This window comes from Aquimarina pacifica, from assembly GCF_000520955.1.
In the GTDB taxonomy this organism is placed as follows: domain Bacteria; phylum Bacteroidota; class Bacteroidia; order Flavobacteriales; family Flavobacteriaceae; genus Aquimarina; species Aquimarina pacifica.
This window is the reverse complement of the sequence record NZ_JACC01000057.1, coordinates 15599-30289: the sequence shown is the minus strand read 5'-3', so window position 1 is coordinate 30289 and position 14691 is coordinate 15599. Positions and strand designations below refer to the sequence as shown.

Here is a 14691-nt window from a genome sequence, read left to right as displayed (position 1 = left end):
AATTGTAACGCTATTTCAGGACAAGACATCAAGAATATATAAAAACCCTAACACAAATGTGTTGGGGTTTTTTATTATAATTATGTCTTGTCCATTTACAACTTCGCCATTAATCTATCAAAGATAACTGAATTCTTTTGCGTTGTATATCTACGTATATCACGGTAACCATAAGATGTTGGTTTAGACGAACAATTGCATTGGGGTCGCTAATAAATTCATTCGCCAATTTAGAAATATGAATTAAGCCACTTTCTTTTATTCCTATATCTACAAAACAACCAAAATTAGTAATGTTGTTCACTATTCCTGGTAGTTTCATTCCTGATCGGACATCGTCAATTGTTTTTACATTTGGATCAAATTCAAAAACCATTACTTTTTTTCTAGGATCAACTCCTGGTTTTTCTAGTTCTTTTATGATATCATTTAAGGTAGGAAGCCCTACTTCGCTAGTAACATAATTTTGTAAGTTTATTTTTGAAATTGCCTCTTTATTACCAATAAGCGATGGTAATGCAACACCTGTATCCTTTGACATTTTTGCAACAAGCTTATACCGTTCTGGGTGAACAGCAGAATTGTCTAGCGGGTTTTTAGGACTTGTAATACGTAAAAAAGCTGCCGCTTGTTCATAGGCTTTTCCTCCTAGTCGAGGCACTTTTTTTAACTCTTCTCGAGATTGTAATGCACCATTCTTGGATCGATATGAGATAATGTTCTCTGCAAGTTTTTCTCCAATACCCGAAACATAACTTAATAAAGATACACTCGCTGTATTAACATTAATCCCTACACTGTTTACACAACTCATCACAACTGTGTCTAATTCATTCTTTAGTTTAATCTGATCCACATCATGCTGATATTGCCCTACTCCTATAGATTTTGCATCAATCTTTACTAATTCGGCTAATGGATCTGCCAACCTTCTTCCTATAGATACAGCTCCACGAACTGTTACATCATAATTGGGAAATTCTGCCCTTGCAACTTTAGAAGCAGAGTAAATAGATGCACCACTTTCATTAACCATGAATACTTGTATCGGATTCTCAAAAGGTATTTTTTTTACGAATGCCTCTGTTTCTCTAGCGGCGGTTCCGTTTCCTATAGCAATTGCTTCAATCTTATAAGCATTTACTAATGACTTTACCTTTTTAATTGCATTCGTTATTTCTCGTTGTGGTGGGTGCGGATAAATATTTTCATTATGTAATAATCCTCCTTGTTGATCCAGACAGACCAATTTGCAACCTGATTTAAAACCCGGATCTAATGCAAGTATCCTTTTTTGACCGAGGGGTGAGGCTAATAATAACTGCTTTAAGTTTTGGGCAAAAACAGTAATCGCCTTGTCATCTGCTTTTTCTTTGGCTTGTTTCAATACCTCTGTAGCGATTGCAGGTGCTAATAGTCTTTTGTATGCATCAGCAGTTGCCAAGAATATTTGATCAGTACATGACTCTACATTGGTTTTTATTACTACATCATCAATACCATCTAATGCATCATTTTCTGGAACGGTAATTTTTACTCTTACATATTTTTCTTTTTCTGCTCTTAAAATTGCCAATAATCTATGCGATGGACACTTGCTTAATGGTTCTTCCCAATCAAAATATTGTTGATATTTCTGAGCATTTTCATCGTCTTTTTTTGTCTTAATTACTGTCGAAGTAATTGTTGCTTTTCGCTGGTATAGTCTTCGCAGTTTATTTCGAATTTTTTCGTCTTCATTTACCCATTCTGCAATAATATCACGAGCCCCTTGCAATGCAAGTTCTTCTGTTGTAATCGTATCATTAATATACTGAGAAGCTACAAAAAGAAGTTCTTCCTCCTTTTGTTGCATAATAATCTTTGCTAGAGGTTCTAACCCCTGCTCTTTTGCAACAACTGCTCGGGTTTTTCTTTTCTTTTTATAGGGCAAATACAAATCCTCTAACAATGTCATTGTTTGGGCTGCCAAAATTTTCTTTTCTAATTCGGGTGTTAATGCTTCCTGTTCCTTAATTGCTGTAAGAATACTTTCTTTTCTTTTATGCAAAGCATCATAAGCTGTTTTATACTTTACAATCTCACCAATAGCAACCTCATCGAGATTACCGGTCATCTCTTTTCGATATCGCGAAATAAAAGGCACAGTAGCACCATCACTTAATAACTCAATTGTTTTGCTTATTTGTTTTTCTGAAACTGGAATTTGTTTTGCAATAAAAGAAACGATACTCATCAGCTATGTAATTTTTTAGAATCGCTAAATATAATGAACTCATTCGAAGTTGTCCAAAACCGAAATAGATTTTCTAATTGTCAATATGAGTTTATCATGTAAAGTAAATAATTTATAAAAAAACCGTCCAGTTTTTAAAGACTGGACGGTTAGAATATATTTTATATGAATTCGACTAAAAACTTAAATAGAATCTTTAATCTAATTAAATTTTACGGATTTCATTATTGCTTCAAGTTCGAACATATTATCTCTTTTATTAACTGAAGGAGCAAAAACAAAACCTTCTAGTACCAGTAATCGATTATTGGCCTTATCTTCTATCGCATAATTAACAAAAGGTCCTGCCATAAATCTATCCTTTACCTCCCAAGTCCCTTTGGTTTCAAAAGCAAAGTTTTTGTCTAATGTAGTCTCATATAAGTAAGGTGCGTAAGCTTCTTCTGTCATAAAATGACCTACCTCTGTAGGAATCTTTATCTTGCCTATAGAGTCTCGCATTTTTATAATACTAGCTACCGTATTAGAATCTTTAGTAATAGCGTCTAAAGGGAGTTCATAAATCATAAGGTTCATGCCTCCTTGCGGAATATTTTTACGTATCCAAAAAAACTTTTCTTCTTCTTTAGCTATACGATATGCAGTAGGAATGTCCAAAGTGATCCCTAGTTTTTCGCTTAATTGAGGAATCCTTTCTAACGACTTTTTTATTCTTCTTTGCTTTTCAGTTATTTCTGTTGCCTTAAACTCTGAAATGATCGTTTCATGTTTTTTTCTAAGTTGCTCAATTATATATTCATCATCTGATCCAGAAATCACCACACCCAATTGAGGAGTTGCAAATTTATTGGTAAGCATCCCATATGCATTTTTTTTACTTTTCTTAATCCAAAGAAATGTTCTACTCTTTCGGGTCATTCCAGAAAATGCATTTTCTGGCATTTGTCTCATAGAAAAAAGTGGTTCTTCTTGAGGTAACCCAGGAACTTCTGCACCAAAATATTTACGAATAGTGTCTCCCACCTTCCCTTTCCAGAGATCATTGTCAATAACTATTGAGAGTTCATTAATTTGCCCAACAGAATGAGCCATTGCATCATAGCTCTTGTTTTTTTGCTTTTTTTCTTTAGTGCAACTCACTGTACATAAAACAGTAAGCATAACAACTACTAATTTTTTCATAAACGACATTAATTACGGTTATGGTTTTGAAAGTTTCAGCCTCATACCTGGTTTTATACCACTACCGCTAATATCGTTCCAATTTCTAAGATTTTCGACCGAAACACCTTTAAATTTCTGAGAGATACTCCATAAAGTATCTCCAGATTTCACAGTATACATCTCCGAACTACTTGCAATCAATGCTTTAGGCTCTGTCTTTTTAGGGGTCACTGTTTTACTAGAGGAACGTACCACGGGTCTTCTTGGATATATGGTTAGTCGTTGTCCGATCCTCAAATTATTACTTCGCAGACTATTCCATCTCTTAATTTGGCTAATACCTACACCAAACTTTTTGGCAATTTTTCCTAAATAATCACCACTACGAACTCTATATCGAATTCTATCATTTGCTTCAACAAATTTAGGGAGTTGTTTTTCTCTAGCGGCTAATTCAGTCTTAGCCAATCCATAGATTTGATCCTCATTAGCTACAAAAAGACCTATTTTTTCTAGAGGCAGTCTAAGGACATAATCTTCATCTTTAATAAAAGGAATGATGCCTAATTTATAGGATGGGTTCAAAAACTCTAGTTCTTTGATATCGATATTGATAAACTTAGAAACCTGATCTAATGAGATCATTTGTTTTACTCGAATAGTATCTGTCTCAAAATAGGCAAATTCTGGTTTTCTAGGTCTAAAATTATGCTTGTCTGCAAATTCAAAAATATACATTGTTGCCAAAAAGGCGGGTAGATATCCAGCCGTTTCTCTAGGAAGATTATGTCTAATATTCCAATAATTTTTACGTCCTCCGCTTCTACGAATAGCTTTTGTTACGTTTCCTGGGCCCGAATTATAAGATGCCAATGCCAGATCCCAATCACCAAATATCTTGTATAAATTTGATAAATATTTGCAGGCTGATTTTGTTGCCATAATTGGATCCATTCGCTCATCTACATATGAACTTACTTCGAGACCAAACATTTTACCTGTTCCGAACATGAATTGCCATAGCCCTGTAGCACCTACCCTTGATTTTGCTCTCGGATTTAGTGCCGACTCAACGATTGCTAGATATTTTATTTCTAACGGAATATTTTGGTTATCTAATTCTTGTTCGAATAAAGGGAAGTAAAATTCACTTAATCCCATTAAACGTTCTAGTTGTTCATGCCTATTTTTCAGGTAATTCTTAATAACACTTTCTAATGAAGCGTTATATTCTACATTAAAAGGAGTACGAGCATTTAATTCTTTTAATCTAGCTTTTAATGTATCTGTAGGAAGGTCTACGTATTCAACGGGTTGGTATTCTAAAGTAGTAACCGAATTATAAATGGTATCAAAAAGGCTTGAGTTATATAATTCTTGTTTCCATTTGGCATCCAAATCTGCCAATTTAGGATAATCTTTTGCAACATAAGCCACGCTATCCTTAACCTTTGTTGAAGTAAGTGTACTTGTCCCTAGTTCAATACTAGAACTAACCACCTTTGTTGTGTCAATAACACGAACTATATTTTGTTGTAATTTTACTTGCTCTGTACGTTCTATCTGTTTCGTAGATGTCTGATTTGATTGTTCTTGTGGCGTTTCTTGTGCTAGTGCCAAAAATGAAACCATCAGAAAACAAAGAAAAATGATATGATGATTATTCATGTTACAAAAACCTCTACTCATAGTTCAGGAAATATTTAAGTTATTGATATCGTAACAAATTAAACTAATAATTTGTTTATTTAGTATTATTTTACTGAATATCAGTAATCGTGAAGCGAAAATCGCATTTTTTTTATAATCTGCAAAAAATCAAGTAGTTAAAACATAAGAAAACCGGTCAATTTAGCCGGTTTTCTTATGCTCTATCTATGAAATATGCCTTTTTTTCATAAACTTCTAGCTTTGCACTAACTTTTAATAGCTTCTATTCCAGGTAGAGATTTACCTTCAAGACTTTCAAGCATTGCTCCTCCACCGGTAGAAACATAACTTACTTTATCTCCGAAACCAAACTGTTTTACGGCAGCTACAGAATCTCCTCCTCCTACAAGTGAAAACGCCCCTTTTTCTGTTGCTTCTGCTATTGAGTGTCCTAATGCTATAGTTCCTTTAGCAAAATTTTCCATTTCAAAAACTCCTAAAGGACCGTTCCATAAAATTGTTTTTGATTGCATAATGACATCATGAAAATTACTGATTGTGTTAGGACCCGCATCTAATCCTTGCCAACCTTCTGGTATTGCAGTAACATCAACAACTTTGGTATTTGCATTGTTATTAAAATCATCAGCTCCCAATACATCAACTGGTAAATGAATTTTTACTCCTTTGGCTTCGGCTTTTTTAAGAATCTCTAATGCAAGCTCTTGTTTATCATCTTCGCAAATAGAGTCCCCTATTTGACCTCCTTGTGCTTTTACAAAAGTATACGTCATCCCACCACCGATAATTAGGTGATCAACTTTGTCCAAAATGTTTTCTATTATCGTAATTTTTGAAGATACTTTTGATCCTCCCAAAACAGCCGTCACGGGTTTCTGACCACTACTTAGTACTTTATCAATACTCTCTATTTCCTTTGCAAGTAAACTTCCAAAACATTTACTTCCCGAAAAAAATTGTGCTACAATAGTTGTAGATGCATGTGCTCGGTGTGCCGTACCAAAAGCATCATTTATATAGATATCTCCTAATTTCGATAATTTTTCTGCAAAACCAACATCTCCTTGAGTTTCTTCTGAGTAAAATCTAAGGTTTTCTAACAATAAAACTTCTCCTGGATTTAAAGCGTCTACAGCAGCTTCTGCTTCGGGCCCCACGCAATCAGAAACAAATGTAACCTGCACCCCAAGAATATTAGAAACTGTTGCTGCTATATGTTGCAAAGAAAACTCATCTTGTACTCCTTTTGGTCTTCCTAAATGAGACATCAAAACTGCACTTCCTCCATCTTCTAAAACTTTAATGATAGTGGGCTTCGCAGCTTCAATTCTGGTTGTGTCTGTTACTTCAAAACCTTCGTTAAGTGGCACATTAAAATCTACTCGAATTAATGCTTTTTTATTTTCAAAATTAAAATCGTTGATTGTCTTCATGTTGCTGTATTGATTTTTCGAAACGAAAATAATTCTATTTCGTTAAAAACACTGAAATCTAATAGAAAAATTGCCTGAAATAAAATAACAGGTTTCACTTTTATCAAATTTTTAGAAAAAACACGATTTCCATAAAAAAATGATAGCATACAGTTAAGAGACCTTTGACTTCGCAGTTTAAATTGCATAAATTCTTAAATCATACTTGGCTCCTCATAGTTCTTTTTATATTTGCCTATGCTTTTTTCGAACATTTTAGGTCTTACACATGTCAAAAATCATTTGACAACAAGCGCAGACGGCAATAGAATTCCTCATGCTCAACTTTTTGTGGGGCCCAATGGAAGCGGAACCTTACCCATGGCCATTGCTTATGCCCAATATATTTTATGTCAAAATCAGCAGGGTGAAAACACTGGTGGTAACCAGGCATGTAATATCAAATTTGATCATTTAGCGCATCCAGATCTTCATTTTGTATATCCAGTTGCTACTAACGACAAAGTAAAAAAACATGCGAGATCTGACCACTTTGCAGAGGAGTGGAGAACTTTTATTAATGAAAACCCGTATGGAAGTATTTTTGACTGGTACCTATCTTTGGGGATCGAAAAAAAGCAAGGGCAAATAGGAGTCGATGAGGCTTTAGAGATTGTAAAAAAACTTTCGCTGAAAAGCTATGAAGGCGGATATAAAATTATGCTTATTTGGATGGCAGATAAAATGAACATTGCCGCCTCGAACAAATTACTAAAGTTAATAGAGGAACCTCCCGACAAGACAATTTTTATATTAATTACAGAAGATGAAGAACAACTAATCCAAACCATACGATCAAGGTGCCAAATATTACATTTTCCTCCTCTAGGAGAACAAGTAATTAAAGAAGCCCTTATTGAAAAAGATAATGTCCCAGAAAGTGATGCTCAAAAAATTGCGCATCAATCTAATGGAGATTATAGTAAAGCACTACATTTATTGCATCATGATGGTGGTGATGACCAATTCGAGGATTGGTTTATTGACTGGGTGCGTACAGCATTTAAAGCCAAAGGAAACAAAGCAGCCATTAACGATTTAATCGCATGGAGCGAATCAATTGCTACGACCGGTAGAGAAACGCAAAAAAAATTCTTGAACTATTGTATCGATTTTTTTAGACAAGCAATGCTTCTTAATTATGGTGTCGAAGAATTGGTGTTTCTCGAACCCAGAACTCAAGGTTTTAAGCTTAAGAATTTTGCTCCCTTTATTCATGGAGCAAATATTATAGATATTTGTAATGAACTTCAGGAAGCTGCATATCACATAGAACGTAACGGAAATGCAAAAATCATTCTTACTGATCTATCTATAAAACTTACACGGTTGCTTCATAAAAAAAGTCAATAATTAGTAAATTGAAATAATCCCGAATCTTATCCTATATTTGAACACACTAAACTCATTACATGGATAATTTTATAACTCATATTGTATCAATTACAATTCTAATTTTTCTACTAGTTACTTTTTTACAATCGGGTATTGATAAGATATCAGACTGGCAAGGCAATCTTGGTTGGCTCAAAGAACACTTTGCAGCTACTTTTATGCGAAATATGGTTCCTATACTACTTGCAACTATTCTAATCATTGAAATGGTTACTGCTATCTGTTGTATCATCGGAATATATCAACTCATTGTTGATAACAAAACATTCTATACAATCATAGCGATGTTTTTAGCCTGTTTAACATTAATTATGCTTCTTTTTGGACAAAGAATAGCAAAAGATTACGCAGGAGCTTTAACAATTACTTGTTACTTTATTGTCGCTATTTTTGGATTGTATATTGCTGTACAATAATCTTGAGCAACTAATTACAATAAAAAGGAAGAGTAGCTGTATCTAGCTATTCTTCCTTTTTATTCGCACTAGTAGCTACTCTGAATGGTAATTACTTATTATAAGGCTGCACTACTCTTTTATGAGTTTTACGATATGTTCTTCTCCTTCTTCTGTTTCAATCCTGGCAAAGTATACACCATTTCTTAAATCTGCAATGCTATACGATTTTTGATCTGTGATAAGTACTTGTTTACCAACTGCATCAAAAACCTGTATCTGATTCACCTCAGCATTAACATATATCCTATTTTTTCCTGGGTTTGGATACATTGCAAAATCTTGATTGATAGCAAGTGATTCTTTTTCTGCTTTAAAATAATAAATCTGAGTATCACTACTGTTTTTTGTAACAAAACTTACTACAATACGATATTGGCCTTCTTCGATCACATTGCAACTGTTACCTATTGCAATATCAAACCAGCTAGAGCTACAACTAGAATCTTCTGTAGGACAATCATCTTCTAGCTCGATTGTGCACATTATATCATCTAGTTTCTGCCATACAATGGTAGCACCATCGATAGCAGAAATCGCTAAAGGCGCTCCTTCTTCATCTTCAATAGAAATACTAGGATAGCTTTGTCCTGTTAATGTACAAATGAAAATTTCTTCTGCGTAATTTGATATTGGGTGTTGCTCTAAAGGCTGAATAGTAAATTCTCGTAATGCTTCACAACCATTCATATCTTGCACTCTAACAATGTAGTTTCCTGCAGTATCTAAGGTTATTATATTACTAGCTTGTAAAGGAATAATTATAGCCGAAGAAGTATCTAGCACTTCATACATGAAATTATTATTCCCTCCTGATGCTATTATGGTAACTATAGCATCATTGTTGACTGTTAATGGCTCAATAGTAATATCGGTATCAATAGGAGTTGGCTCAACCACGGTAAGTTCTTGGGTTGTCACCAAGCAATTATAACTATCTGTTACTTCTACAGCAAATACTCCTGTGGTAAGATTACTAAAAGTATATGTTCCCACAAAATCTTGAGCAACCTCCAAAACCTCTTCTGTACTAGCATTTGTTAATGAATAAAAATATGGAGGTATTCCTCCTGTTGTTGTAACAGTTATTGATCCATTTGCAGATTGGCTACATGTAGTATTCGTCACTATTGCAGAAGTTACTAGTTCTAAGGGTTGCGTTACCTGAAAATCAATAGCTGCAGTTCTTGATTCTGAATCTGACACGGTATACTGATAGATACCTGCCGAAAGAAAATCAAAATTACTTTGTGTTACAGGTCCAAGTGTAATATCATTTCCTAAAAAATCCACCCCCGTAAGAAGAAATGAGTATTCTTCGGAGCCACCAGTTACAATGGCGTCAATTGTAGCTGTGGCATCACCAAAACACATAACTTCTAATGAACTTGTATCTAAAGAAACTGAGAGTTCCTCAATAAAAGGATTAATAATAACGTCTACAGAAACTATACATCCATTACTATCTTCTACATACACAGTGTAGTTACCCGCTGACAGATTAACAAAAACATTTAATGTTGATGTCACACCATTATTTAAACTATAGCTATACGGAGGTGTTCCTCCTGTTGCATTAATCTCGATACTTCCTGATGTAAAGGAAGTAAGTTGAGTAACGATGATATCTGTAAGAATTGGATGCACTTCTTTTGGTGTTATCACTAAAACCTTTGAACTACAGCCAACTGCATCTGATACTGACACATTATAACTTGTTACTGGGTCAACAGAAAAAGACTGAACAATATCATTAGTTGGTCCCGCGACTATCTCATTATTGAGCATATATGTGTAAGGGGGTGTTCCTGAACCAGCGATAACCTTAATAATTGCAGGTTCTCCGTTACAAGAAGCTTCGGTTTCTATATGTGCGTCGATTGTGATGGCATCATACGAACTTATGTCTACACTGCCTGCAAAAATAGTACAATTGGTATCTACATCTTCAACAAATACAGGATGGTTGCCATCAGTACTTGTTATAAACCTATATTCACTTCCTGAAATAGGCTCTAGGCTAGTTCCCAAAAAGTTTATTTGGTCATTAAATGCATAATTACCCGATCCCCCAGAAACTATAACTTCATAAATAGCGCTAATAGGATTTGGATCGTATGGTAATGCTGTCGGATCATAATTTGGGTTTGATGGATCATTAAGGGTTGGATCCGGTTGATAATTAGGGTTGCAACTTAAATCTTTTACCAAGTTTATAAAAGCCAATAGTTCTGGAGGCGAATCTATAGTAATTGTTTGTGTATCCGTACAAGCCCCATCAGCAGATAGTACTTCTATAATATACGTATCCGGGCTAAGATCCGTAAATGAATAACTAGACATAGAGGTAGTACCAGTTGTTGCGGTAAATGCAGTTGTTGTGCTTGTAATTGTATACGTATAACTCATTTGCGAACTCATTACTTCAACATCAATTGCACCCAATTCATCAAAACAGGTTGGCTGTCTAGAAGTAATGCTCATATTCATTTCTGAATCAATCAAAGTAGTCGTGTCCTGAAAAATACATGGTGTTGTTGAACTATTATTTTGACGCACGTTTACTGAATATATCCCTGCTTCTGTAAGCCCTGTGAATATTGCTGATACCTGATATGCTGTAGGAACTCCCGAAGGAGAGACCAATTGATATTCATATTGGTCTGATGAATTTGACACGTGCATTGCTCCTTCTCCCCCACACAAAATATTATCTATTACCTCTAATTCAGGTTCAAAAGCATCTTTAAATACATTAAAGTAAAATTGAACAATACAACCACCATCAATAGTTACATTAACTCTATATTCTCCTGCTTGTGTAACTGTAAAATTAGTGCCAGTTCCTATTGCGACCCAATCATTCTCACAAGCACCTCCATCTATAAAGGAAGTTGCACAATTAGGGTCTCTTATTATCGATGCACAAGCAGAAGGTGCCAGTCGCTGCCATTCTATAATTGTTCCTGTTACAAAATCTAAGTCCATAGTCAAAGCAGTCTCAGAACCACATAAAAAAAGCTCTGGTAATACTTCTCCATTTATGGCACATATACGATCCGTATTTCCGGATACATTAGTATTACTTTCTAAATTAGCTACAATATCAATAATGGGATTGTTTACATCACCAAAAGAGCTTACTTCAAATATCTCTACACCATCTTGACAATTAGAACCCCCTGTTTTGGTTACTTGGTATATTCCCTCTTTATTTACATTTAGAATCTGATCTGTTCCTATTACTAGATCAGGTTTGCTTTGTTCTACCCATTGATAACTAGAAAATCCAGTACCTGCCATAAGATCAATAGCTCCAGAACATATAAATGCTGATTGCACTTCACTAAAGCAAACACCATCATTGATCAATACATTAGAAGAACCAATAATATCATTACTACATAAATCTTGATCCAAAATACTTTCTTCACCCGAACGAGTAATACCCGACTCAAGACCAGTATAAGTGCATACTGCTACATTTCTTATCTCATTTGAGCAAGCATCTAACAAACCTGCACAACTTGCCACTACCTGAACTCCGAATCGGATAGTATAACTACCTCCAGCTTCTACAATCAACTCATCATTTATAACGATATCTATCTGCCTTCCTGTATTGTCTATTGTAGCAATTATACCTGAATCACTTACCCAAAAACTATTCTGTATAAAATCAACATTATCTGGAAGAATATCTCTAATACTAGCATTAATAACATCTTCATTACCTTGATTTTCTACTGTTAATTCGTAAAATAACTGATCTGCAAAATTTACGGATTCTCCCGTAATATCAATACCATTCTCATCTAATACTCGTTTGGTTACAGTTAATTCTGGAGCAATAACTTCTATACAAAAGGCATTAAAAAAAACACTAAAAGCATCTCCTGTTGAAGTAGTATAAAACGTCGCTGACGTCTGATCATTTCCAATAATACTATTTCCAGAATTAGGAATATCAAAAATGTCAATATCAAAACCTAGTGTATTTTGTGAAGCAGGATTTCTTGTAGTAACATGCTGACCATCTGTAGAAATTGAGCTATCAAAAAAATTACCTAATGGATTTGCTGGGGAGGTAAAAACATCTTCAATGTTGCCATCGGGTCTTTGTATTTGAAATACATCTCCTGCATAAGGAAAATCTCCCTCTAATCCAGCAATGGCATACCTAGCGTTAACAGGTAATGGTGCAGGTAGTGTTTTAAACCCTTCATATGTAAATTCCTTTAAACAATCTAAGTTAGGGGTAGTACAAGGCTGATTGTTCAAATATCCATTATTAGTGCTGATATACTTAGCTGATAGTGATGGATCTTCATAGATAATTGCCAAAACCCATCCTCCGGATATACCATTTGTGTTTTCAGAAGCTTCACCAGTTGCAGCTCTCATATTTGCAACTGTATAAGTTCCAGAAGGATTATCTACAGATTCTAGTATACTTGTAACATCAGCATAGCAGACATAAGGTATATCTTTAACTGCAACATCTTCAGAATTTGTGATAGTATTGCGGTATCCATCATAAATAACATCAGTTTGATCTTGAGTAATAGTTACGTACTCATTACTTCCTGGGGGTTTGATTTTAATAGTTCTAAAATCTGGTCGATTATCGGGTAGTGCTAGATTATCATATTTAACGTTACCATCTATATCCTTCTCTACAAAATAGGAAGCGGACCAGTATAATCCTGCATACGCAATTTTTTGACAACCACCAGAAACAATAAAATCAGCAGAACTAGAACTGAATGTGGTTGGATCACTATCTATATCAATATACCCAAAGGTTTTTCTGTTATTAGAACAATTACCATTATAATTATCATTAGGAGTGTATAACGTACAAAAATCCGACCCAACTGCACCGACTACTGCACAAGTACTGCAATTTGTTTCGAGTATTTGTTGATCCAACCCAACAATAGTATTACCAATTACCTTAAGATCTCCTCGAATACTTAAATTACTATTAGGCACAGAGGAAAAAGGCACTTGGCCAAAGGAATTGGTATATAAAAAAATAATAAATACTTGTAGAAGCCAATAGGAGCGTAAAAAATATTTCATTGTAAGTTAGATTTGAGTATAGTCGTTTATTCACTGATTAATTTCTTATTCATTTATTAGTGCCATAAAAGGACACAAGGTTACCTTAAACTCAACAGAAAAATTAAAAAACTTATGAACCTTATAATTATGATGCCCAAAATCAAATTTATAACAGCCAAAATTTTAGTATTAGACAAAAAAAATCCTGCTTTTTAAAAAAGCAGGATTACTAATATATATTTTAGAGTAATTTAATATGTACAACCACAATTACTTTGACGACAACCGAAATCAAGTCCTACAGTGATCATGTGAGATCCTGCCGCAGTACTTGGTTCTAGTACCTCATTTACATTAACTTGATATCCATAAGCAAAATAAAAATTAGCCTTTTTAAATCCAATCATAGGAGATACAGAAAGTGGTTTAAAATCTTGATCTACCAAAGATCTAAGACTTATTCCCAACCAGTAATAATCTCCTCTATGCATTTTTCGAACTTTAAGGTTAAGATCTGTAGTAGAACGACCATCACTAGGGAAATTTTGGTATAACACTGAAGGCTCAACTTCAATATTACTAAATCGGTGATAAAACGTATACCCAGAATAAATATAATAATTCTGAATTTGAGAAGGCTCTGTAGGATTAAAATCATCAATCTGTTTCTGTAATAAATTGACCGCATTAGCACTCAAAAAGAAACGCCCTAAACGATATAACATTGCAATATCAAAATTAGAGTCATTTACAGATATACTTGCCAATCCAGGATTGAAAAAATTATCAGGATCTCCATTGTTAAATTCTGAAGTATCAATACCAAACTGGGTAAATTTATAACTTAATCCAAACGAGAAATATTGATTGTTATATTCACTTATGGTCAAATGGTGTGCAAAAGACAACTGAACTCCCTTTTGAGTCGTAAAACCATTTTGATCATTAAACAATACCGCACCAATACCTGATCGATCAGATATACGACCATCAATAGACAATGATTGAGTCCCGGGAGAATCTTCTATGCTTACCCATTGCTCAAAACCAGAACCTCTAATCTGCCAGCAATCACCGATACCCGCGTAGGCAGAAGATATCAAATAGGGGTTGTCTGCTATATATTGATTTTGAACAGGAGCAAAAAACTCTTGAGCAAAAGTACAATAGCTTACAAACAGACTTACTATGACAATATATTTTTTCATTTACTATTAAAAATTACAGATCA

At 34.4% G+C, this 14691-nt stretch carries 8 protein-coding genes; 2 read left to right on the top strand and 6 right to left on the bottom strand.

Annotation, left to right across the window (positions count from 1 at the left end):
• Nucleotides 1–109 precede the first annotated feature (109 nt).
• From DZ60_RS0120560 to DZ60_RS0120545, 4 genes are all read right to left on the bottom strand, one after another.
• Entirely contained in the window at nt 110–2236 is a 2127-nt protein-coding gene (locus tag DZ60_RS0120560; RefSeq protein WP_025743906.1) for a Tex family protein, read from the bottom strand.
• 201 nt (nt 2237–2437) lie between these two features.
• Complete coding sequence (locus DZ60_RS0120555; RefSeq protein WP_025743905.1) at nt 2438–3418, bottom strand: DUF4837 family protein; 981 nt, start codon at nt 3416–3418, stop codon at nt 2438–2440.
• Nucleotides 3419–3436: 18 nt separating this feature from the next.
• Nucleotides 3437–5089 (bottom strand): lytic transglycosylase domain-containing protein, encoded by a 1653-nt coding sequence (locus DZ60_RS0120550; RefSeq protein WP_241448770.1) that lies wholly within the window; start codon nt 5087–5089, stop codon nt 3437–3439.
• 227 nt (nt 5090–5316) lie between these two features.
• Nucleotides 5317–6504 (bottom strand): phosphoglycerate kinase, encoded by a 1188-nt coding sequence (locus tag DZ60_RS0120545; protein ID WP_025743903.1) that lies wholly within the window; start codon nt 6502–6504, stop codon nt 5317–5319.
• Between the two features lie 237 nt (nt 6505–6741).
• Here DZ60_RS0120545 and DZ60_RS0120535 point away from each other — a divergent pair, with 237 nt between their 5' ends.
• Both DZ60_RS0120535 and DZ60_RS0120530 read left to right on the top strand, forming a co-directional pair.
• Nucleotides 6742–7896: a DNA polymerase III subunit gene (locus DZ60_RS0120535; RefSeq protein WP_025743901.1), complete on the top strand. Its 1155-nt coding sequence runs from the start codon at nt 6742–6744 to the stop codon at nt 7894–7896.
• Between the two features lie 59 nt (nt 7897–7955).
• Nucleotides 7956–8354 carry a hypothetical protein gene (locus tag DZ60_RS0120530; protein ID WP_025743900.1) on the top strand — a complete coding sequence of 133 codons (399 nt, stop codon included), beginning with the start codon at nt 7956–7958 and terminating at the stop codon, nt 8352–8354.
• 111 nt (nt 8355–8465) lie between these two features.
• Here DZ60_RS0120530 and DZ60_RS0120525 read toward each other — a convergent pair whose 3' ends face one another.
• Together DZ60_RS0120525 and DZ60_RS0120520 are read right to left on the bottom strand one after the other, a co-directional pair.
• Nucleotides 8466–13478, bottom strand: a complete 5013-nt coding sequence (locus DZ60_RS0120525) for a T9SS type A sorting domain-containing protein (protein ID WP_025743899.1) — start codon at nt 13476–13478, stop codon at nt 8466–8468.
• A 233-nt stretch (nt 13479–13711) separates the two neighbouring features.
• On the bottom strand, nt 13712–14668 hold the full coding sequence (locus DZ60_RS0120520) for a PorP/SprF family type IX secretion system membrane protein (protein WP_025743898.1): 957 nt from the start codon (nt 14666–14668) through the stop codon (nt 13712–13714).
• Nucleotides 14669–14691 lie beyond the last annotated feature (23 nt).